Consider the following 22541-nt stretch of genomic DNA (forward strand, 5'->3'; position numbering starts at 1 on the left):
TCTGCCAGAAGCTAAGGGGCGTATTGTCTTACGGTTTACGGCCAGAAATCAAATAGACTTCCATGGCGATGAGGGCAGCATTGCTGCCAAGTAATACCAGGATATCCCCTTCAGTAAGTACGATATCACCGCGTGGAGCGATTGGTTCTGGCATATTGAGGCGGCGCAGTTGTTTGACCTCGACGGCAAAATCTTCAAACGGGATATGATCCAGCCGGAGGCCATGTGCATAAAAGTTTTTATACATTTCCACCGAGTGCAATTGTGGCAGAGCCGCAGTGGTGGTATCCGCGTCACTGACCCCACGGAAGTAGCCTTTGAACATCTTGTAACGCTCTTCGCGGAACATACGGATACGTTTGACCACACGATTGAGCGGGATGCCAAGCGTTACTAACGCATGCGAAGCCAGCATGAGGCTACCCTCCAGAATTTCTGGCACCACCTCGGCTGCACCGGCATCACGTAATACATCCATTTCACTGTCATCATGCGTTCGCACAATCACCGGCAGGCTGGGATTTTTCTCTTGAATCACATGCAAGACTTTCATAGTGGCCCGGGTTTCGGCATAACTGACAATCACGGCTTTAGCGCGACCCAGCCCCGCGGCCTCCAGCACAGAGCGCCGGCCAGCATCCCCATAAATCACGTTTTCCCCCGCAGCAGCCGCTTCCTGCACACGGCTGGCATCCATATCCAACGCCACATAAGGGATATTTTCTTCACGCAAAAAGCGTCCCAGGTACTGCCCGCTACGACCATAGCCGCAAATAATGACGTGGTCACGCAGGTCCTGGCTATGCTCCTGTATCTGATCGACCACCTTGATGCTGTTGCGGGTGTAGCTCTTGACCAGTGCGCGCGCGATACGCCCGTTGTTTTGAATAAGAAAGGGGGCCACCAGCATGGACAGCACCGCGACCGACAATACCAGTTGCAATGCATTTCCATCAATCAACTTGGTTTGCAACCCCAATGCCAGCACGACAAAACTAAACTCACCCGCCTGACCGAGAATGATGCCGGTACGCACGCCTACGCCCATTTCAAAACCATAAAACCTGGTCAGAAAAGCGATCAGGCCTATCTTGAATAGCAGGAAAAAGATGAGTAGAAAGACGATCAATGCAACATGGTCAACGAGCACTGACACATCAAGCAACATGCCGACACTGATAAAGAATAAGCCTAATAAAATATCGCGGAATGGTGCGATATCTGACTCCACTTGATAACGGTATTTGGTCTCCGAGATCAGCATGCCTGCCACAAACGCACCCAGCGCATAAGACAGGCCCACAAAATTGGTCGCAGCGGCCATCAGCAATGTCACCATCAGCACATTGAGCACGAACAACTCGCGTGAGCGTTGCTTGGCGACTAGTTCAAACCAGAAATTCAGGGCATTTTTACCGAACCTGAATAACAAAAACAGCAATACCGAGGATTTAAACAGGGTCAGTCCCAGCACATCCAGCCAGTTGTCACTGTGTGATCCCAGTGTCTGGATCAAGACTAGAATTGGAATCACCGCCAGGTCCTGGAACAGCAACACACCAATACTCAAACGACCGTGGCGGGAGTTGAGGTCTACACGTTCCATCAGGATTTTTGACACAATTGCAGTCGAAGACATGGTGATAGCAGCACCAATAATGAAAGCAGAAGTCAGGCTGAGGCCAGCCAGCTTGCCTAGTACCAGACTGGCCAGCAACGTCAGGACAACCTGGCCCCCACCCAAGCCGAACAGGGTTTTGCGCATGGCATACAATTTGGGCAGGCTAAACTCAAGACCAATACTGAACATGAGGAACACAATGCCAAACTCGGCCACTTGGCGGCCACTCTCTTCATCTTCCAGCAAGCCCAATGCGTGCGGCCCGAGCACGATCCCAATCATGAAGTAAGCCAGCATGGCTGGTAAGCCGAGGATACGGAACAGGCCGACGGCAAATACCGAACTGGTGAGTAGCAATAGTAAATGGATCAGGGAATCAAACATGCAATTGTTCTAAGCACTTATGTCAGGCCACAAACACATGCCAGCCTGTAAATCATTGATAGAGGTAGTCAAGGATATATTCTGAAACAGACTTGTTTCAAGTGGATGCATCCTGCCACAAAACACTATTTTATGCAAAAAATGTGCCTGGCAACAAAAAAACCGTAAAAAAATGGCCTTTTGCTTTCTTGCCAAGGGACTCACTTGTTATACTAACCCGCCATGAACACAGCAAACGATGGTGTCCACCTTGTGAAAAGCGCTGACATCGTGACACGTGCACGAGGCATACTGTTACACGAAGCCGATGAAATACGCCAACTGGCAGACCGCCTGGGCAGCGCGTTTGAAGCCGCAGTGCATATGATCCTTGATTGCCGCGGCCGCGTGGTAGTGACAGGCATGGGAAAGTCCGGTCATATTGGCGGCAAAATTGCTGCCACACTGGCGAGTACCGGCACACCTGCTTTTTTCATGCATCCGGCCGAGGCGAGTCATGGTGACTTGGGCATGATTACATCTGAGGATGTCGTCATTGCCTTGTCGAACTCCGGCGAAAGCGACGAAATTATCAACATTCTTCCAGCCATCCGTCGCATAGGTGCTCGCATTCTGAGCATTACTGGTAGCGAAAGCTCTACCTTGTCGCGCGAATCCGAGGTGCATTTAAGTGCTGCTGTCAGCCATGAAGCCTGCCCACTCGGCCTCGCACCGACAGCGAGCACCACCGCAGCATTGGCGTTAGGTGACGCGCTTGCACTCTGTGTACTTGATTTGCGTGAATTCACTGCCGAGGACTTTGCACGCTCACACCCTGGTGGAAGCCTGGGTCGTAGACTACTGGTCAGAATTAAAGATGTAATGCGCACCGGTAATGCTGTTCCCTGGGTGAACGAACAAGCCACAGTGCAGGATGCCATTACGCAAATCTCCAGCAAAGGCATGGGATTTACTGCTATTGTGGATCACCAGCATCATCCGATCGGCATTTTTACGGATGGGGATTTACGCCGCTTGTTTATGCAAGGCAAGAGCCATACCCTGACTGCCATTACTTCAGTCATGAATACACACCCCCGCTTACTAGGGACGCAACAAATGGCAGTGGATGCAGTTAATCTGATGGAGCAATATAAAATTAACGGTTTTTTGGCAGTGGACGAGCAACAACAATTGATAGGTGCGTTTAATATGCACGATTTACTGAAGGCGAAAGTCGTTTAGGCCAGCTGGTCTCCTGGAATTCACGCATGCTTAAACACCCAATTCTATTGCCAATTGCGTTAATGCTGTTTTTAGCGCTTCTGACATTCTGGATCAATCAGACTGTCCAGGAGCAGGGCCTCAGCATTAGCCGCTTGAACCGTCATGACCCAGACTATATGCTGCATAACTTTGTCAGCACACGAACCAATGCGACCGGCAATACCAAATATGTGCTGGCGGCGATAGAAATGCGTCACTTTCCGGACAATGATTACACAGAACTGAAACGCCCGCGTTTCACCCAGTTCGGCTTGGACAAGCCATACACACAAATTTATGGTCAGCGTGGAAAGATTTCCGCCAATGGTAAACTGGTAGAGTTTAACAAGCAGGTGAAATTGATCCGTCAAGGCACAGCCGAAAAGGGTGAAATGCAGCTCCACACTGAACAGTTAACCATGGAACCCGATACTGAAGTCGCTTATACCGACTTACCGGTCAAGATTTACCAAAAACCGGCAACCGTCGTTACCGGTACCGGCCTACGCTTTGACAACAAGGCACAGACCACGCAATTATTTAACCGGGTTCACGTGCATTATGAGCGCGCACCGGATGCAGCCAAAGCTGCAACCCCGGCAAAACCTGCCGAAAAAACAGGTAATCGGAAAGAAATAGTAAACCGTAAGGGTCGTTGATTCTGGAGAAATGAGTTGAATACGCACAAGCCATTATTTTATGTCAGCTGTTTGGCCTTATGGACATTGCTACATTGGTCAACCAGCGTATTGGCTGAAGAATCGGACCGTGACCAGCCTATTGAGCTGGAGGCTGACACGGTGACTGTGAATGACGCCAAGAAAATCAGTGTGTACACAGGCAATGTCATCCTCAACCAGGGCACCTTGCAGATCAAGGCTGACAAAATGATTGTGCGCGAAGACCAGGATGGTTTCCAGCATAGCACCTGCACGGGCAACCCTACCACCTTCAAGCAAAAGCGCACGGGCAAGGATGAGTGGATGCAAGGCAGTGGCCAGCGTATTGAATACAACGCCCGCATGGACAAGGTACAACTTTATACCAATGCCTGGGTCAAACGCGGTGAAGATATCGTAACTGGCGACTACATCAGCTATGACGCCAATGCTGAATATGCTGAAGTGATCGGTGGCACCAAAGCCAACCCGAATGGCACCGCAGGCAGTCGCGTGAAGGCGACCATCCAGCCGAAAAACAAAACCACCCCGCCAGTGATTGATAACAAACCCAATTCGCAGCAAGGCCTGCGCATGAACCGTTCACTGCAACTCAAAGTTGAGCCGGTGCCCAGCGATGCTGGCAGCGAACCTAAGAAAGAGCAACAGTAAAGACCTGGCCCATGCAGACAAGCGCTTTATCAGAACATAATCATTTACACGTCAGTCACCTGAAAAAAGCCTATCAGGGCCGCACAGTGGTGAAAAACACGACGTTGGAGCTTCACAGCGGCGAAGTCATTGGTTTGCTGGGCCCTAATGGCGCTGGTAAAACCACCAGTTTTTACATGATTGTCGGACTTGTAGCCCTGGACGACGGTGAAATCAGCCTGAATGGCGCTGATGTCAGCCACGCGCCCATGCATGAGCGCGCACGCATGGGCCTCGCTTACCTACCGCAAGAGGCTTCCATCTTCCGTAAAATGTCGGTCACCGACAATATTATGTCCATTCTGGAAACGCGTCCCTATAACGACGAAGAGCGTGAGGCAAGGCTGGAATCATTACTGGATCAGCTGCATATCCAGCATATCCGCAACAGCCAGGCCATGAGCTTGTCTGGCGGTGAGCGCCGTCGTGTGGAAATCGCACGATGCCTGGCCACGGACCCGAAATTCATCCTGCTGGACGAGCCCTTTGCCGGGATTGACCCAATTGCAGTGATTGAGATCCAGAAAATCATCCGCTACCTGAGCAGCCAGAATATTGGCATCTTGATCACTGACCACAATGTACGCGAAACTCTGGACATTTGTGATCGCGCATATATCGTCAATGAAGGCGCCGTGTTTGCGGCTGGCACACCCGACGAAATCATCCAGAATGAAGGTGTTCGTGAAGTTTACCTGGGTAAGAACTTTAGGTTGTAATTTGTTATGAAGCAAAACCTGCAATTACGCATTTCACAAAACCTGGCACTGACTCCGCAGCTACAACAGTCTATCCGTCTGTTACAGTTATCCACATTGGAGCTCAGCCAGGAGCTGGAAACCATTCTTCAGGAAAACCCGTTGCTGGAGATGGCCGATGGAGAAGAAGGCGAGTTTGAGGACAATTCAGCAACCCCTACCGAAACTATAGAATCAGTCCATGCAGACGATGCCAACTCGTTTGACCTGGCCACCCAGCAAGAAATTACTGCACCTGCCGAGACGCTGCGCGAAGACTTACATGATGAACTTGGCAGCAATGAAGGCGAACTGGCTAATCTTAGCGAAGAATTCAATCCTCCCGAATTTGAAGATAATTACGAGGAGTTTGGCAGCACCAGCAACTGGGATGAGGCAGGCCGCAACAACCTTGATGATGAGGATAGTGATTTTTCGCGTCAGGATGCCAGCAATATCAGCCTGCGCGAGCACTTGCTGGATCAGATTCAACTGGCGCATTTGTCACAGCGGGACATGACGCTGGTCAAGTTACTGCTCGACAGCATTAATGACGACGGCTACCTTGAGCAAGACTTGCAGGAAATTGTTGAACACCTGCCGATTGAGCTCGAAGTCGAGCTGCTAGAACTTGAGACCGCACTCAAACTGATACAGAATCTTGATCCGGTAGGTGTCGGCGCCCGTGACTTGCGGGAATGCCTGTTATTGCAACTGCAACACTTGCCGGCAGAGACGCCTTATTTACGTACGGCCATGGCACTCGCAAAAGATCACTTGGCCCTCCTGGCCAACAAAGACTTTGTCAAACTGCGCAAACTGCTCAGTTGCGATGAAACCGCACTTAAAGGTGCGCAACAACTGATACGCCAGCAAAACCCCAAACCTGGCAGCGAATTTGCCACCTTTAGTCACGACCACTTTATCCAGCATGATGTGGTGGTCAAAAAAATCAAAGGTATCTGGGTCGCATCGCTCAACGATGGCGTGATTCCCAAACTGCGGATCAACCAGCTGTATGCTGACATCCTCAAACGCAACCGCGAAAGCTCAGGCCAGTATCTGCAAAGCCAGATGCAGGAAGCGAAATGGATGATCAAAAATATCCAGCAGCGCTTCTCCACCATTCTGCGCGTGTCGCAAGCGATTGTAGACCGTCAGCGCAATTTCTTTGAGCATGGCGACATTGCCATGCGGCCATTGGTGCTTCGTGAAATTGCCGAAGAGCTAGATTTGCATGAAAGTACTGTTTCACGGGTCACCACGCATAAATATATGCTCACACCACGTGGCGTTTACGAGCTCAAATATTTCTTTGGCAGTTCGGTGGCGACTGATGCGGGGGGCTCTTGCTCAGCGACGGCCATCCGCGCCTTGATCAAGCAAATGGTGGCCGAAGAAAATCCGAAAAAACCGCTTTCGGATAACCAGATCACAGATACATTGGCTCAACAAGGCATTGTGGTCGCGCGCCGCACCATTGCCAAATACCGTGAGTCTTTAAATATTCCGCCCGCCAATTTACGCAAATCGCTTTAAACAAAAAGGCCGCAGATGCGGCCTTTTTTTATTGCTCGAGCGTCTTTATTTAATCGTGATTTTCGCAAACTTGCGCTTGCCCACTTGGGCGACTACCGTCACGCCTTTAGACAATGGTAGATTCTTGTCTTCAACCTTGACGCTATCCAGCTTGACGCCGCCCTGCTGTACTGCACGCATTGCTTCACTGGTGCTTTCTACCAGCCCCGCCTGCTTCAATAACTGGCTAATGCCTATACTGTCACTCTCGATAATGATTTCTACCGCTGGCACGTCATCTGGGATACCACCTTTGGCACGTGTCTGAAAATCCTGCAAGGCTTTTTCAGCTGCAGCCTGACCATGAAAACGCGCCACGACTTCCTGTGCAAACCCCACCTTGATATTGCGTGGATTTTCGCCAGCCGCTACTTGGGCCTTCCATTGTGCAATGGTTTCCAATGATGCGAAAGACAACAAATCGATATAACGCCACATCAACTCATCCGAAATGGACATGATCTTGGCAAAAATCGTTTCCGGGGCTTCACTAATGCCGATATAGTTACCCAGTGATTTGGACATCTTGTTGACGCCATCCAACCCTTCGAGCAGGGGCATCATGAGGACACATTGCTGTGACTGACCAGCCTGCTTCTGCAACTCACGCCCCATCAGCAGGTTGAATTTCTGGTCGGTGCCACCTAACTCCAAATCTGCCTGCAATGCGACAGAGTCATAGCCTTGCAATAAGGGATACAAGAACTCATGAATCGCAATCGGCTGATTACCTTTAAAGCGCTTGGAGAAGTCATCACGCTCCAGCATGCGCGCCACGGTATGGCTGGCTGCCAGCTTGATCATGCCAGCTGCGCCCAGTTCGTTTAACCATTTGGAATTGAATACGATCTCGGTCTTGGCCGGATCCAGGATTTTAAATACCTGTTCGGCATAGGTATCGGCATTGGTCTTGACCTGCTCAATCGTTAACGGTGGACGCGTGGCGCTTTTGCCAGTGGGGTCACCAATCATGCCCGTGAAGTCACCAATCAGGAATAAAATCTGGTGCCCCAGATCCTGCAACTGGCGCAATTTGTTAATCAGCACCGTATGCCCCAAATGCAAGTCTGGTGCGGTCGGGTCAAAACCTGCCTTCACGCGGAGTGGCTTGCCTGTTTTCAGTTTTTCCACCAGCTCTTGTTCGATCAGCAGCTCGTCTGCCCCGCGCTTGATAATCGCCAGCGCTTGCACGATTTCCGGACTTAAAACTTCGGCGGCTGAGGATTGGGTTACGTCTGTCATAAAGATTTTCTGCAACGTGCTCGAGGCACGCTTTGATATCAAGTTAAAGCGGCTATTTTAACGTAATCCCGCGCTTTTCTGTATGCCAGGCAACGGCAGTGTTAAACTTATGTCTATGAATCCTCCTGCATTACCCACTTCCCCCCGTCTGTTTATTGGCCTGATGTCCGGCACCAGCCTGGATGGGGTAGATGCGGTTGTCGTCTCGCAGCAGGGTGAACTTGTGAGGCAACAAGGACAATATTTCGTGCCCTATCCGGCGGACCTCAAGCAATCATTGCTTGATTTGCATACGCCAGCACAACATGAATTACACCAGGCTGCGGTCATCGCCAACCGCCTCGCTGATCTTTACGCACAAGCGGTCAATGGCTTATTGTCTGCATCCAACCTGACAGCCGGCGAAATTACTGCAATTGGCTGCCACGGACAAACCGTACGTCACTGCCCTGATTTAACAGCAGGACAAGCCTATACATTGCAGCTGGGCAACCATGCCCGTCTGGCCGAATTGACCGGGATTACGGTCGTAGGTGATTTCCGTAGCCGTGACATTGCTGCAGGCGGTCAAGGCGCGCCGCTGGTCCCCGCATTTCACCAGGCCATCTTTGCTGCACCTGATAAACACCGCATGATTGTCAATATAGGCGGCATCGCTAACCTCAGTGATTTACCGGTGAATGGCAAAGTGACTGGCTTTGACTCCGGCCCGGGCAACCTGCTGATGGATGCCTGGACATTACAGCATACCGGTAACAGTTATGATGCCAGTGGCGCATGGGCAGTGAGAGGGGAACTCAATCCAAGCCTGCTACACTCCCTGTTGTCAGACCCTTATTTTGCACAATCCATCCCAAAAAGTACGGGGCGTGACTTGTTTAACCAAAAATGGCTGGCGCAACATCTGGCCATGCACTCTGACACCCCCCAAAATATCGCACGCACCTTGTTGGAGCTCACTGCCGTGACCATTGCGCAGGCCTTGCAGCAATATTGCCCCGGCGCAGAAGAAGTGTACGTTTGTGGTGGGGGCGCACATAATCTGGCCTTGATAGACAGGTTACAAGCACTGTGTGGCCTTTCGATACAGCGCACCGATGTGTTGGGTGTGGATGCAGACTGGGTGGAAGCCGTTGCCTTTGCATGGCTGGCGCAACGTTGCATAGATCACTTGCCTGGTAATCTGCCAGCGGTCACCGGTGCGGCAGGGCCACGCATATTAGGGGCTGTTTACCCCGGATAGACCTTACACACTAAAGCAGTGCAAGTGCACTCACTGTTTGATTTAAACTGGTGCAGGATTCAAGGCGATTTTTTAACTTTTCCCGGCTATTTCCCGCACTAACACCCATATTCAAAAACGATTGCGTATAATTTATACAACCTTGACTGAAACAGAGTACCTTATGGCTACCAAAGCGACCATTACCTTTGACAACAACAGCACCTCGATTGAGTTACCGGTATTAAAAGGCACCCTGGGGACGGATGTCATCGACATCCGCAGCCTGGGAAAACACGGTTATTTCACGTTCGACCCCGGGTTTATGTCTACCGCCTCCTGTAATTCTGGCATTACCTTCATTGATGGTGAGCAAGGCCTGCTTTACTACCGCGGCTATCCAATTGAACAATTAGCAGAAAATTGTGACTTTCTGGAAGTTTCACATTTGCTTTTGCATGGGGAATTGCCCACCTTGCAACAACGTGAAGAGTTTGTCGGCACTGTCCGCAAGCACACCATGTTGCATGACCAGATGAGCAATGTATTCCGAGGTTTCCGCCGTGATGCGCACCCCATGGCCGTCATGATTGCCGTGGTGGGCGCCATGGCAGCGTTTTACCCGGACAATAACAATGTCACAGACCCGGAATCACGCAAAATTGCCGCCAAGCGCCTGTTGGCCAAGGTGCCTACCATCGCCGCCTGGAGTTACAAATACAATATCGGCGAACCATTCATGTATCCAAAAAACGACTTGGGTTACGCCGAAAACTTTATGCATATGATGTTCGCCACGCCCTGTGAAGACTATGTGCCTAACCCGATTCTGGCCCGTGCGTTTGAGCGCATTCTGATTCTGCATGCAGACCATGAACAAAATGCATCCACCTCCACGGTGCGACTGGTAGGTTCCAGCGGTGCAAACCCGTTCGCCTGTATCGCTGCGGGGATTGCTTCGCTGTGGGGCCCCTCACATGGTGGTGCCAACGAAGCCACCCTCAATATGCTGGAAGAAATCGGCGACATCAGCCGCATTGGTGAATTTATCAATCGCGCCAAAGACAAAACTGACAGCTTCCGCCTCATGGGCTTTGGTCACCGCGTTTACCGTAATATGGACCCACGTGCCTCTATCATGCGCAAGACCTGCCATGAGGTGCTCAACGAACTAGGTTTGCATGATGATCCGATGTTCAAACTAGCGATGGAACTGGAAAAAATTGCGCTCGAAGATGAGTATTTCGTCTCACGCAAACTGTATCCAAATGTGGACTTCTACAGCGGCATCGTCATGCGCGCGATGGGCATTCCTAACTCGATGTTTACTGCCATTTTCGCCCTCGCCCGCACCGCAGGCTGGATCTCCCAATGGTGTGAAATGAACGCCGATCCTGACCAGAAAATTGGTCGACCACGCCAATTGTATGTGGGCTCAGAGCGTCGGGAGTTTGTACCTTTACATCAGCGCTAGAGCTAATACATCATAAAAAACGCCGAAGTTATCCGGCGTTTTTTTATTGCTTTATTCAACCTATACCGAGAAGGAACTGCCGCAACCACAGGTAGTGGTGGCATTCGGGTTGCGAATCACAAACTGTGAGCCTTGCAAACTATCGGTATAGTCGATTTCAGCGCCCATGAGGTATTGCAGGCTCATCGGGTCAATCAACAGCGTCACGCCATCTTTGTCTACTTGCGTGTCATCGTCGTTCACTTCTTCTTCAAAGGTGAACCCATACTGAAAACCGGAGCAACCACCACCGCTGACAAATACGCGTAATTTCAAATCGGGGCTGCCTTCTTCATCAATCAGTTCTTTGACCTTTTTAGCGGCATTATCAGTAAATACCAAAGGACTAGGCATTTCAAGGGTGGCTTCTGCGGTCATCATAGACTCCTATTAAATTCTCAATAACAATATGGCGACGATCTCTTTAATTTCAAGTCGCTTCTTCTGGAGTAACAACTTCTGGCTGCTCCCCCAGGTAAATCAATTTTCCTTCAATCACTGCGCCCGTATGCATTTCGAGTGACTTGTAGTACAAGTCACCCACAATCCTCGCCTTACTCTGTAGCTCAATAAAGACTGAAGATCTGACCGGACCACGTATCATGCCGTTCAAGACAATTTTGGAAGCCTCAACTGCCCCAGTCACAGCACCGTTTTCGCTGATAATCAAGGTACTGGGGTGCTCGCGTTTTTCGATGACATTCCCAGCAATCAAACCATCCACCCTTAAACCACCGGCAAATTGCATATTGCCATTGATCTGTGTTTCGTGCCCGATCAAGGTATCAATGTGGCTATCGATTTGAACGCTTTTCTTGAAAAACATGCGACTTCCTGTTCCGAATTAACTTCAATGGCTATGCGTATTCTCGAGCAGTCATATCATGCAGCCTGCTAACGCTTGGTCATGTTCTTGTAAAAGACCAACTCTTCCTTCAGTTTAATGGTTTCGTCCTGCTGTGCGGTTAATGTTTTAGCCAGATTATTACTGGTCGCCAGCTCGACTTGCAATTCACGTTGTGAGGCAATCAGTTTTTTTTGCAATTCAATATTTTCTGCAGTGACTTGCTGTAACCGATGACGTATGTTTTCAGTGTCATCATCATGTAACGCCCAATAAGCCAACGCAAAGCCCACAAGCACATAAATGACCGCCAGCATGCTCTGAAAATACCAAGGCCTATGCGAGCGCACCGCGACCTGTTTGGCAGTCAGGCCGAAGTGGTTTCTGAGTCGTCTGCGTATCGGCCTGATCATTACGGCAACAACGGCAGCACTTGCAAACCTGCGTCTTGCGCCAGGTTAAACATCAAATTCATATTCTGCACGGCCTGGCCGGATGCGCCTTTAACCAGATTGTCCTGTACAACAATGATTGTGACATAATCGCCGGCCTGTGGGTATAGTGCGATCCGCAAGAAGTTGGAACCACGTACCGAGCGTGTTTCAGGCAGTGCACCAGCAGGCATCACATCCACAAAGGTTGATGTCTGGTAACGCTGTTCATATACTTGCTGCAAACTCTGGTGCTTGCCTTGTGCATTGAGTTTCACGTGCAGAGTGGTCAGCATGCCACGGATCATAGGAATCAGGTGCGGCACGAATATCAGGTTGACTGCTTGATTGCCTGACAGTTTCTTTAACTGGGCCAGGATTTCCGGATGGTGCCTGTGACCGGCAACGCCATACGCCTTGAGGTTATCACTTGCTTCGGAAAACAAAGTCCCTACTTCGGCCTTCCTGCCCGCGCCAGACACACCAGACTTGGCATCGGCAATGATAGGCACGGAGAAATCAATCCAGCCATTTTCCAGCAATGGTGCCAGGCCCAGCAATACGGTGGTCGGATAGCAGCCAGGGTTACCAATCACCTGGGCCTGCTGTACATCCGTGGCATACAGCTCAGGCAAGCCATATACCGCACTCTTCAAGATATCTGTGCAGCCATGTGGCAGTTTGTACCACTTCTCAAATTCGGCTGCATCCTGCAGGCGGAAATCCGCGGCCAGATCAATGACTTTGACGCCCGCAGCCACCAGCGCAGGGGCTTGTGCCATAGCAACGCCATGCGGGGTCGCAAAAAACACCACATCACATTGCGTCAGGTCTACAGTGGCAGGATCGCTGAAAGCGAGATCCACCACGCCACGCAAACTGGGGAACATATCTGACACCGGCAACCCAGCCTCGCCACGAGAAGTAATCACTTGCAATTGCACATTTGGGTGCCTTGCCAGCAGACGCAGCAACTCAACGCCGGTATAGCCCGTGCCACCTACAATGCCAACCTTGATTTTTTCCATAACCTTAAACCAGATGCAAGATCAATGAAGACCACCGCATAAAAAGTTAAACAATATAAATGAAAAAGGTCGCCAATGCGACCTTTTTGCACAACAGGTTTGTAACAAACGCTGAAAATTAACGCTTGGAGAACTGTTTGCGACGACGCGCTTTGCGCAGGCCGACCTTCTTACGTTCAACTTCACGTGCATCGCGTGTCACAAAACCAGCGTGAGACAATGCGCTCTTCAAAGCTGCATCGTAGTCAATCAAAGCACGGGTAATGCCGTGACGCACTGCACCAGCCTGACCGGACTCACCACCACCGTGCACATTGACCAAAATGTCAAAAGTTGCAGTGTTGTTAGTCAATTCCAATGGTTGACGCAAAATCATGCGAGAAGTTTCGCGTGAGAAGTAAACGTCAGCTGGCTTGTCGTTAACAACGATATTGCCACTACCGGACTTAATGAACACACGTGCCACTGAACTCTTGCGGCGGCCTGTGCCGTAGTTGTATTTACCGATCATGTTTTATCCTAATCGTCTTAAATTAGATGGTTAATGGTTGCGGTTGTTGCGCAGAATGCTCGTGCTTGTCGCCAGCATACACTTTCATTTTCTTGATCATGGCATAGCCCAAAGGACCTTTTGGCAACATGCCTTTGACCGCTTTTTCCAACGCACGGCCTGGGAAACGGTCTTGCATTTTGGAGAATGAAGTGGTGGTGATACCGCCTGGATAACCGGAGTGACGGTGGTACAGTTTGTCGCCAGCCTTGTTACCGGTTACTTTAATTTTGTCCGCATTGACTACGATAATGTAGTCGCCTGTATCTACGTGCGGTGTGTAAATAGCTTTATGCTTACCACGCAGACGATGAGCGATTGCGCTGGCCAAACGACCCAATACCAAGTCAGTGGCGTCAATCACGAACCAGTCACGTTGTACTTCATGCGATTTTGCTGAAAAAGTTTTCATTTTATAACTACCGAGTTATAGCGTATAAATTAAGAGGGCGGATTATATGCTAGCTTGAGAAAGGTTGTCAACGGATTATTCTAAAATAATCAAATGCTGATTAGAAGATCCGCTCTCTCGGTAGGGCGCTAGAAAAATGGCGCAGCTTTGTGGCGTTTTTGCCATCATTTTTTTTGAAAAACTCAAATAAAACATGCTTTTACAGCAAATATTGAATGTTTTTTTGAGGATAATTGCAAACCAGTGCTATATTAGCTCAGGTTTTTACTTTCTGCATAAGCCATATATTAAAATAATTTGCATGCTTTCAGGGATATTCAAGGTTAAAAAACAGCCGTTTTTTCTTGCCGCATGGTGGCCATGGGTATTTGCTTCCCTGTTATTTGGATCCACTACGATTTCGCAAGCGGCCGAACTGAATAGCATCAGCATTGAATCCGGCCCAGGCCAGCCATTACTGGCACAGCTATCCCTTAACCATGTCACTCCAGACACCGATATCAGTTGCTTCAGCCTCAAGCAATCTCCCACTGATGCACAAGTAAATTTGGAATACACCACGCTGGGCAACCAGCAAGCATCATTGATTCTGTGGTCTGAAAGCGTTATCGCCAGCGTGCAATCGCTCACCCTCATCGATCGCTGCCAGCACACCCAGCAGACATTGACCATACACGCTGACAATACAGTTACAGTCTCTAATGCTACCCCACCCAAGGAATCCATACCGCCCGCCACTCAGGGGGTAACAGCTGTCACGGAAGAAATACCTTCTGAACCGGTACCAACGATCCCGGTTGAAGCCTATACGGCACTGCAGGCGCAAATTAACGAGTTGCAGGACGGCTTTAAGCAACTACAAACGAAGTCGGATATGTTATACGCCAGCAACTTGGCGCAAGCCAATATATTGGCCTCCTTGAAAACCCAACTCACGCAGTTGCAAAACGAAAACCACTTATTGCGTACTCTTGTGATGGCATTGGGATTTGGCCTGATTGCCAGTGGATTTTTCTTCGCAGACTGGTTACGCAGAAACTCAGCCTCTCCCAAAGTGATCAAGTCACGTAAACTTCAGAATAGTGAATCGTCCAGTAGAACTGACACTGCCGCCGGGCCCACGACTCGGCCAGGTCAACATTTCACCCCCACCATGCACCCAGAAAATAATCAGGCAACCAATCCGGCCACGCAACCACCGTCCCAGGGCAAGTCTACCAGCCGCCTCAAGTCGGTACCCATGCATGCGAATGATGACACTGTCGCGCCATACCTGGTTCCGCAAAAACTCAGCTCACAGCAAAGTACACAAGCAGTGATGCAGGATGCATCGCGTTTGTTTACGCATGGACGTGTGAACCAGGCGATAGAGCACTTGCAGCAACACCTCACTCAGCACCCCAAATGCTCCCCCTGGATGTGGCTGTATCTGTTGGATTTGCTATCCAAGGAAGGCAAGCAACAAGAGTTTGATATCGTTGCCGGCGAGTGCCGCAAACATTTCAATTTGAATGTGGAACGCTCGCCAGACCTGAAACAACAAGGGATTGAATCTTTTCCACGGGTCATGAAGGCTCTGCAGCAGGCCTGGGGAACACCACAAGTGATTGCCCTGATTGACGATCTGGTTTATAACACACGCCTGGTGCCCCGCATGGGCTTTGAACGCAGCGTGTTTGAAGACTTGATGCTATTAAAGGAAATTGCCTGCCAGACACAAAACTTGCCGGCTGTCCCTCCGGCACCAAAATCTGCTCATCCAGGGGAAGAGCCTCTCAGCGGCAATTTGCGTGAGTTGCAAAAACTATCAGAAGACATCTATATTCTGGCGCCAGCCGAACATACCCCTTTCCAGTATTGGACAGATTTCACATTCGAGCTTGATGAGGCCTCTACCTTACGTAAATCAGCCTAACCAATAGGCAGCAGCAATACCGGCTGTGAGCGCCGCGCCAATCCAGACATTTTCCAGGAATGCTTTAAAACACTCCCTAGGCTCGCGATGCCGGATAAGCGTATACTGCCGCACCACTTGAACGGCAGCAGCGGCCCAGCCCAGCCAGAAAGGCCATCCTAGGGCCATCTCACGCGCCACCCCCGCAAGTATCAGCAGCATGGCAACAAAACACGCCATCACGGCCAGCACATCAAAACGGCCAAACGTAATCGCCGAAGAGCGAATACCTATCTTGAGGTCGTCTGCCCGGTCTACCATGGCATAAGCGGTATCATAAGCTACCGACCAGAACACATTGGCCAGTAACACCCACCAGGCAATGGCAGGCACCATCCCCTGCAAAGCCACAAAAGACATCGGGATACCAAAACCAAAAGCAATGCCAAGATAAGCTTGCGGAATTGCAAAGAAGCGTTTGGTATAAGGATAGCTTACTGCCAGAAACAAGGCCGGGACAGACCATACCACCACGTGCCAGCCCAGCGTACATACCAGCAAAAATGCGAATAGGGTGAGGCCAAGCGCCACACCATAAGCTTCTTTTACTGAAATCTCATCAGTTGCCAGCGGCCGCAATTTTGTCCGCGCCACAGCACCATCCCAATGCCGGTCAGCAATATCATTGAGCGCACAGCCTGCCGAACGCATTAGTATTGTCCCCAGTACAAACACCGTAACCACCCACGGCTGGGGTGACCCTTGTCCTGCAATCAGCAGGCCCCACAAAGTGGGCCAGAGTAACAGCCATATGCCGATCGGTTTATCAAGGCGCGTCAGCCGGTAATAAGCATGCCATTTAGCGGGCAATTGCATAGACACCTGTTTCTGATGAGTAATACTGACTGGGCTGATGGACACAAGCTGGCAAAAAGACTTCTGTCACCAGCAAACGATAATGCCGCAAACTGAATAATGAACGCCTGGCCCATAACATTTGTGGTCGAGCTGATGGAAAATAGCAGCAAAGGGCTTGGCGTAGCGGATGCTTGACGGGTAACTTACGATAATGCAAACGACCTCGGCTTACCTTGGCATCAGCAAACAGCGAGGCGCCCAAAGGCACACGGCCAATACTACGCAACCCGTGCCAGGCACCTCGCAAATCCTTGCGCGAGATCACGCTATGCGCAAACACCTGCGGCCGCCCCTCTCCCATGAGCATGACCTCACGCACCCAGGCACGAGTGGCTGCTGGCAAATGCAATAATGCCTGCTCATCCATATTTGGCTTACGCCAAGCTTGAGAAAGTACCTTCACTGAGAAGTCCGGATAGTTCCGTTTGAGCCTTGCCGTTAAAGAACCTCTTTCCTGTAACCAGGGGCGCAATGCCAGCTGGCCAACGATACGAGGTTGCCACCTGGAATCATAGCGAAATTGCATTCTGTGCATAGACTAGTGCGGCAATGGGAAGGTTTTAGGCAACCACACCCACAACTGGCCTTGCTGGCGCATGGCGCCTGCCAGCTTGCCAGCGGCTTCGCCTTCCCCCCAATACACATCCGCGCGCACGCCACCTTTAATGGCACCTCCGGTATCCTGCGCCAGCATCAACTGCTGTAAGGGTTCCTGTGTATTTGGATAAGAACTGGCAAGAAAAACAGGTGCACCGAGTGGAATATAAAATGGGTCTACCGCGATACTACGCGAAGCTGTCAAAGGCACACCAAGCGCGCCCAACGGGCCAGATAGTCCTGCAGGTAATAATTTAAAAAACACGTAACTGGGATTCGCGTCCAGCAAAGCGCGTAACTGGTCAGGATGCTGTTGTCCCCAATTCTTGATGCCCTGCATGGAAGCCTCGCTCGCCACCATCTCGCCGCGTTCGACCAACAGCTTGCCTATCGACTGGTAAGGATGACCGTTCTGGTCAGCGTAACCCACAGGCAAGCGTTCACCGCTTTCCAGTTCAACGATGCCCGAACCCTGCACTTGCAGGAAAAAGGCTTCTACGGCATCGTTCACCCACAATAATTCATTTCCCGCCAGCGGTGACTGGCTCTGTTCAATTTCTGAACGTGTGTAATACGGCACAAGCGACTGCCCTTGCACACGGCCACGTACACGCTTGTATTTAAGCTCAGGGAACAATGCCGATAAATTGACCGTTATCAGGTCTGCAGGGACTTTATACAGCGGTACCGGATAACGGGAACTCGGATTGCGTGCACCTTTCAACACTGGCTGGTAATAGCCTGTGATCAACCCTTGTTGTCCACCATCAACCTGCTGCGTTTGGTAAACATTGAAATATTGTTGCCAGTAAGCCTGGATGGCAACCGGGTCTTCAGCCCTGACAGTGAGGGCGGTCTGGCACACGGCTTGCCAGTCCGTTTTATTCTTCAACCCCTGGCAGCTTTGCAACCATGCCTGCCAGCTGGCCGCCCAATCTTCGTTTGCCAGACCCGGCACATCAGTCCAGCTGGCATTTTTGAGCAGTGCATACGGTTGTGCGGGTGGTGCAACTGTGGCCGCAGCCGGCTTTTCAGGTGCTGGCGCTTTGCCAGGCACAGAGGGCTGGCGCGTGGAGGGCACGCTTTGACAACCAGCCAGCCATAATGCAGCTAGCAGTACCAAGCATTGACGGAGATTGAAAAAGTGATTGATGCGTATCAATTGAAGTGATTTCATTAAAAGAATTTGGTAGGCATAGCATCAATGCAGGCCAGCCGCCTGATGCAGCCAAAACGTCGGGATATCCACCTCAAACCAGTGACCGTCCACAGCCACCATTTGGTATGTGCCATACATTTCGCCACTCGGTGTACTGAACATGACACTGCTGGTATAGCTGTACTCAGCACCAGGCGACAGCAACGGCTGTTCGCCGACAACGCCTAATCCTTTTACCTCGCGCACCTGTTGCAGTGCATCAGTAATCACCCAGTGGCGGCTGATGAGTTGTGACGAAATTTTGCCAACATTACGGATCGTGATGGTATAAGCATACACATACTGCGCTGCCTCAGGTGAAGATTGCGCCTCAAGGTACTCGGTCACTACCGACACTTCACATGCGTATATGCCCTGGTCTGTCACGATTAACCTATCATACCTGTGGTGGGGGAACTGGGGCTGGCTGAATAGAGTTTTTTCGCCATACGCCCAGCCAGGAACGACTCTCTCCCAGCCTCAATCGCTTTTTTCATAGCACTGGCCATCAGCACAGGATCACGTGCGGCGGCAATCGCTGTATTCATCAACACCCCGGCACACCCGAGTTCCATGGCAATCGCAGCATCCGACGCGCAACCCACGCCCGCATCTACCAGTACAGGAATTTTGGCGTTTTCAATAATAATCTGCAGGTTCCACGGGTTTAAAATCCCCATGCCGGAACCAATCAATGATGCCAGTGGCATCACGGCCACACAGCCAATGTCTTCCAATTGTTTCGCGATAATCGGGTCATCCGAGGTATACACCATCACCTCAAAACCCTCCTTGACCAGGGTTTTGGCTGCTGCAATGGTTTCTGTCACATTGGGGTATAGCGTATTCGGATCACCTAGCACTTCCAGCTTGACCAATTTATGATCATCCAGCAACTCGCGCGCAAGGCGCAAGGTTCTTACAGCCTCCTCTGCGCTGTAACACCCGGCCGTATTCGGCAAATAAGTAAATTCACTGGGCGGCAAATAATCCAGCAAGGAAGCTTCGTTGGCGTTCTGGCCAATATTCGTCCGGCGGATAGCCACTGTGATAATTTCAGCACCACTGGCGTCAATCGCAGCACGCGTCTGCGTAAAATCCTTATATTTACCGGTACCCACCAACAGGCGGGATTGATAACTCTTACCTGCGATTACCAAAGCGTCACTCATATTCAAAACTCTCTATTCACTCTTTTCAGCCGCAATCACCTTGCACCGCAACTAACCGCCACCAACGGCACCCACAATTTCCAATTTATCATCCGCCTGCAATTGCACTTGTGCGAACTGGCTGCGCGGCACGATATCGCCGTTACGTTCAATGGCAATGCGTTTGCCAGTCAACTGCATATGCTCAACCAGTGCCATGACACTCATGGCTTCTGTCGGCAGCGGCATGGCTTTACCGTTGACAAAAATTTGCATACTGCGTTTTATTCACGATTAATCAAACCGGTATTTTACGAAAATTCAGTGGTTTTGGCTTTAATGTTTTTAGTATGCGCCTTTATTTCGCACCTGAGGCAAAACCTTGTCATCCAAACCTAATTTTCATGCGTTGAAATTATCAAACATGGCACCATGTTTGCTTGTATGTTGCAGCAATACAAATATGTCGTACGAAATTGACAAGTTTGGTCATTACGGCAGATTACGCATTGCTGGGCAAGGAACTTTTTGTTAATTTGGGCGCCACATGCACGACGAACACAATTCGTCGACTTGACCCCGAAATATTGAAATCCCAAAAGGAAGATTGAAATGCAGATTGTAGAGTCATACCAACCAGCTTCGTCCCAGCATTTTTTAGTGGACGAAATTTATGCACCAAGCTTGAAACCCACTGCTCCAAACCTGGCTACCTCCAAGGCAGCTGCTCAAGCGCAACAACACCTGAAAGCGATCACTGAGTTACACCGTTTTCTGGAATCCAGCTGCGACTGCGTTTAATTACGCACTTCAAGTTGGCGCAAGACCCGATATCGGGTCACGCTTTTTAACTTAACGCATTAGCTAATTGCGTTAATCAGAATAATCCGCACACAGAAGAATTATCTCTGTGATTAAGGCATTATTCCCTCATCAGGCCGTGTAGCCTAACAAAAAAGATGGCGACCAGCGCCATCTTTTTGTTTTTTTCTGCCTCCAGGCACCCGATAGGATGCCCACTACCACACTATTCAATCGTCAATTGCGGACGACCTGCTTCTGGCCAATCGAGGTGGAAGAACTGGCCACGTGGCTGGTCTTTACGCTCATAAGTATGTGCGCCAAAGTAGTCACGCTGGCCTTGCAGTAAGTTAGCTGGCAAATCAGCGCTTCTGTAACCATCGTAGTAAGCCAGCGCCGCAGCAAAACCTTGCGCGGGGATACCATTGGTCACTGCCAGCGCAATCACTTTACGCCAGCCAGCCTGACCTTCGTTCATGGCATTTGTGAAATAAGGGTCCAGCATCAGATTTTTCAAACGTGAGTTCAATGCGTAAGCATCAGTGATTTTTTGCAGGAAGCGGGCTCGGATGATACAACCACCACGCCAGATCTGGGCAATCTCACCGAAGTTGAGTTTCCAGTTGTAAGCCACCTGCGCTTTGTCGATGAGCTGGAAGCCTTGTGCGTAAGCGCAGATTTTGGAGCAATACAAAGCATTTCTGATCGCCTCAATAATACCTGCCTTGTCTTTTTCTTGCACAATGGCTGGCCCCTTGAGGATCTTGCTCGCTTCTACACGCTCCTCTTTCAAGCTGGACAAGGCACGCGCATACACCGCCGCTGCAATCGCGTTAGCAGGTGCGCCCAGTTCAAGCGCGTTGGCGGCCGTCCACTGGCCGGTACCCTTCTGGCCTGCTGTATCCAGAATATTGTCGACCAGGAAACCTTTGCCTGATGGGTCTTTCTGTTGCAGGATATCTGCCGTGATTTCAATCAGGAAGCTGGACAGCTCGCCCTTGTTCCACTCGGCAAATACTTTACCAATTTCGTCTGCTGGCATGCCGAGCAGGTTTTTCATGAGCCAGTAGGCTTCGCAGATCAATTGCATATCGATGTATTCGATACCGTTGTGCACCATTTTCACATAGTGACCTGCGCCATCCGGGCCGATATATTCAGCACAGGAAAAGCCGCCTTCTACCGGTTTGCCGGGAGCGCCGCCTTCTAATGGCGTACCGGTGACAGGATCCACCTTGGCAGCAATATCACGCCAGATGGGCTCCAGGCTTGCCCAGGCCTTGCGCGTGCCTGAAGGCATCAGCGATGGGCCGAAACGGGCACCGGTTTCGCCACCGGAAACACCTGAGCCAATAAACTCAATGCCTTTGGCGGCCAGCTCTTTTTCACGGCGGATGGTGTCAGTCCACAGCGCATTACCGCCATCAATAATAATGTCGCCCTGCTCCAGGAAAGGCAGCAAGGCGTTAATCGTCACATCGGTCGCGCTACCGGCTTTTACCAGCAACACAATCTTGCGAGGACGCTTGATGCTCAATACAAAAGACGCCAGATCGGCATGACCCACCACACGCTCGTGGGAAGGCTCGTTCTTTTTGCACTCCTCGATGAAGTTCAGCATTTTTTTCGGATCACGGTTATAGACCGCGATGGTATAGCCGTGATCAGCAATGTTAAGCGCCAGGTTTTGGCCCATCACTGCCAATCCTACCAATCCAATATCCGCATTTTTTGTAGTCATAGTTATCTCTAATAAATGGTTAATTTAGTTGAAAAAAAGCACAGGCTTTTGGCCTGTGCTTGGA

At 50.4% G+C, this 22541-nt stretch carries 24 protein-coding genes; 9 read left to right on the forward strand and 15 right to left on the reverse strand.

Annotated elements, in window-relative coordinates; translation table 11 throughout:
* Nucleotides 1-28: 28 nt before the first annotated feature.
* Nucleotides 29-2005, reverse strand: a complete 1977-nt coding sequence (locus F463_RS0112975; RefSeq protein ID WP_018987533.1) for a cation:proton antiporter — start codon at nucleotides 2003-2005, stop codon at nucleotides 29-31.
* A gap of 363 nt (nucleotides 2006-2368) precedes the next feature.
* Here F463_RS0112975 and F463_RS0112980 point away from each other — a divergent pair, with 363 nt between their 5' ends.
* Genes F463_RS0112980 through F463_RS0113000 form a run of 5 tightly spaced genes read left to right on the forward strand, consistent with a single transcriptional unit; the run spans nucleotide 2369 to nucleotide 6896 of the window.
* Nucleotides 2369-3229, forward strand: a complete 861-nt coding sequence (locus tag F463_RS0112980; protein ID WP_425411192.1) for a KpsF/GutQ family sugar-phosphate isomerase — start codon at nucleotides 2369-2371, stop codon at nucleotides 3227-3229.
* 26 nt (nucleotides 3230-3255) lie between these two features.
* Nucleotides 3256-3909 (forward strand): LPS export ABC transporter periplasmic protein LptC, encoded by a 654-nt coding sequence (gene lptC, locus F463_RS0112985; protein WP_018987535.1) that lies wholly within the window; start codon nucleotides 3256-3258, stop codon nucleotides 3907-3909.
* 15 nt (nucleotides 3910-3924) lie between these two features.
* Nucleotides 3925-4581, forward strand: a complete 657-nt coding sequence (gene lptA, locus F463_RS0112990; protein ID WP_018987536.1) for a lipopolysaccharide transport periplasmic protein LptA — start codon at nucleotides 3925-3927, stop codon at nucleotides 4579-4581.
* A gap of 11 nt (nucleotides 4582-4592) precedes the next feature.
* Nucleotides 4593-5339 carry an LPS export ABC transporter ATP-binding protein gene (gene lptB, locus F463_RS0112995; RefSeq protein ID WP_018987537.1) on the forward strand — a complete coding sequence of 249 codons (747 nt, stop codon included), beginning with the start codon at nucleotides 4593-4595 and terminating at the stop codon, nucleotides 5337-5339.
* Nucleotides 5340-5345: 6 nt separating this feature from the next.
* The gene (locus F463_RS0113000; RefSeq protein ID WP_018987538.1) at nucleotides 5346-6896 is read left to right on the forward strand and encodes an RNA polymerase factor sigma-54; all 1551 of its coding nucleotides are present in this window, start codon (nucleotides 5346-5348) and stop codon (nucleotides 6894-6896) included.
* 45 nt (nucleotides 6897-6941) lie between these two features.
* On the opposite strand, the gene tyrS is transcribed toward F463_RS0113000, so the two are convergent.
* Nucleotides 6942-8177, reverse strand: coding sequence for a tyrosine--tRNA ligase (gene tyrS / locus F463_RS0113005; protein ID WP_018987539.1), 1236 nt, complete (start codon nucleotides 8175-8177; stop codon nucleotides 6942-6944).
* A 115-nt stretch (nucleotides 8178-8292) separates the two neighbouring features.
* Between tyrS and F463_RS0113010 the strand changes: the two genes are divergently transcribed.
* Both F463_RS0113010 and gltA read left to right on the forward strand, forming a co-directional pair.
* Nucleotides 8293-9420 (forward strand): anhydro-N-acetylmuramic acid kinase, encoded by a 1128-nt coding sequence (locus F463_RS0113010; RefSeq protein WP_026295581.1) that lies wholly within the window; start codon nucleotides 8293-8295, stop codon nucleotides 9418-9420.
* A 163-nt stretch (nucleotides 9421-9583) separates the two neighbouring features.
* Entirely contained in the window at nucleotides 9584-10873 is a 1290-nt protein-coding gene (gene gltA, locus F463_RS0113015) for a citrate synthase (RefSeq protein ID WP_018987541.1), read from the forward strand.
* A gap of 60 nt (nucleotides 10874-10933) precedes the next feature.
* Here the strand turns inward: gltA and erpA are convergent, their stop codons facing one another.
* The 6 genes from erpA to rplM form a co-directional block, all read right to left on the reverse strand.
* Nucleotides 10934-11290: an iron-sulfur cluster insertion protein ErpA gene (gene erpA, locus F463_RS0113020; RefSeq protein WP_018987542.1), complete on the reverse strand. Its 357-nt coding sequence runs from the start codon at nucleotides 11288-11290 to the stop codon at nucleotides 10934-10936.
* Between the two features lie 52 nt (nucleotides 11291-11342).
* Nucleotides 11343-11738 carry a bactofilin family protein gene (locus F463_RS0113025; RefSeq protein ID WP_018987543.1) on the reverse strand — a complete coding sequence of 132 codons (396 nt, stop codon included), beginning with the start codon at nucleotides 11736-11738 and terminating at the stop codon, nucleotides 11343-11345.
* Between the two features lie 68 nt (nucleotides 11739-11806).
* Complete coding sequence (locus tag F463_RS0113030; RefSeq protein WP_018987544.1) at nucleotides 11807-12169, reverse strand: hypothetical protein; 363 nt, start codon at nucleotides 12167-12169, stop codon at nucleotides 11807-11809.
* Nucleotides 12169-13215: an N-acetyl-gamma-glutamyl-phosphate reductase gene (gene argC, locus F463_RS0113035; protein WP_018987545.1), complete on the reverse strand. Its 1047-nt coding sequence runs from the start codon at nucleotides 13213-13215 to the stop codon at nucleotides 12169-12171. Before argC ends, F463_RS0113030 begins: the two co-directional genes overlap by 1 nt.
* Nucleotides 13216-13333: 118 nt before the next feature.
* Complete coding sequence (gene rpsI, locus F463_RS0113040; protein WP_018987546.1) at nucleotides 13334-13726, reverse strand: 30S ribosomal protein S9; 393 nt, start codon at nucleotides 13724-13726, stop codon at nucleotides 13334-13336.
* A gap of 22 nt (nucleotides 13727-13748) precedes the next feature.
* A complete protein-coding gene (gene rplM, locus F463_RS0113045; protein ID WP_018987547.1) occupies nucleotides 13749-14177 on the reverse strand; it encodes a 50S ribosomal protein L13 in 429 nt (142 codons plus the stop codon).
* A gap of 301 nt (nucleotides 14178-14478) precedes the next feature.
* Here rplM and F463_RS0113050 point away from each other — a divergent pair, with 301 nt between their 5' ends.
* A complete protein-coding gene (locus F463_RS0113050) occupies nucleotides 14479-16092 on the forward strand; it encodes a hypothetical protein (RefSeq protein WP_245545248.1) in 1614 nt (537 codons plus the stop codon).
* Here F463_RS0113050 and ubiA read toward each other — a convergent pair.
* The 6 genes from ubiA to thiS are packed head-to-tail and all read right to left on the reverse strand — an operon-like array spanning nucleotide 16084 to nucleotide 20211.
* On the reverse strand, nucleotides 16084-16947 hold the full coding sequence (gene ubiA / locus F463_RS0113055) for a 4-hydroxybenzoate octaprenyltransferase (RefSeq protein ID WP_018987549.1): 864 nt from the start codon (nucleotides 16945-16947) through the stop codon (nucleotides 16084-16086). The two genes, F463_RS0113050 and ubiA, sit on opposite strands and share 9 nt — an antisense overlap.
* Nucleotides 16931-17524 carry a chorismate--pyruvate lyase family protein gene (locus tag F463_RS14435; protein WP_245545250.1) on the reverse strand — a complete coding sequence of 198 codons (594 nt, stop codon included), beginning with the start codon at nucleotides 17522-17524 and terminating at the stop codon, nucleotides 16931-16933. The genes ubiA and F463_RS14435 overlap by 17 nt, the downstream gene beginning before the upstream one ends.
* Nucleotides 17525-17527: 3 nt before the next feature.
* A complete protein-coding gene (gene mltA / locus F463_RS0113065) occupies nucleotides 17528-18763 on the reverse strand; it encodes a murein transglycosylase A (protein WP_018987551.1) in 1236 nt (411 codons plus the stop codon).
* Nucleotides 18764-18787: 24 nt separating this feature from the next.
* Entirely contained in the window at nucleotides 18788-19171 is a 384-nt protein-coding gene (gene apaG / locus F463_RS0113070) for a Co2+/Mg2+ efflux protein ApaG (protein WP_018987552.1), read from the reverse strand.
* A gap of 2 nt (nucleotides 19172-19173) precedes the next feature.
* Nucleotides 19174-19956, reverse strand: coding sequence for a thiazole synthase (locus tag F463_RS0113075; RefSeq protein ID WP_018987553.1), 783 nt, complete (start codon nucleotides 19954-19956; stop codon nucleotides 19174-19176).
* A 51-nt stretch (nucleotides 19957-20007) separates the two neighbouring features.
* Nucleotides 20008-20211 (reverse strand): sulfur carrier protein ThiS, encoded by a 204-nt coding sequence (gene thiS / locus F463_RS0113080; protein ID WP_018987554.1) that lies wholly within the window; start codon nucleotides 20209-20211, stop codon nucleotides 20008-20010.
* A gap of 336 nt (nucleotides 20212-20547) precedes the next feature.
* Between thiS and F463_RS0113085 the strand changes: the two genes are divergently transcribed.
* Nucleotides 20548-20736: a hypothetical protein gene (locus F463_RS0113085; protein ID WP_018987555.1), complete on the forward strand. Its 189-nt coding sequence runs from the start codon at nucleotides 20548-20550 to the stop codon at nucleotides 20734-20736.
* A 226-nt stretch (nucleotides 20737-20962) separates the two neighbouring features.
* Here the strand turns inward: F463_RS0113085 and gndA are convergent, their stop codons facing one another.
* Nucleotides 20963-22477: an NADP-dependent phosphogluconate dehydrogenase gene (gene gndA / locus F463_RS0113090; RefSeq protein ID WP_018987556.1), complete on the reverse strand. Its 1515-nt coding sequence runs from the start codon at nucleotides 22475-22477 to the stop codon at nucleotides 20963-20965.
* Between the last annotated feature and the right edge of the window lie 64 nt (nucleotides 22478-22541).

The sequence above is a fragment of the Methylophilus methylotrophus DSM 46235 = ATCC 53528 genome, assembly GCF_000378225.1.
GTDB classification, from domain to species: Bacteria; Pseudomonadota; Gammaproteobacteria; order Burkholderiales; family Methylophilaceae; genus Methylophilus; species Methylophilus methylotrophus.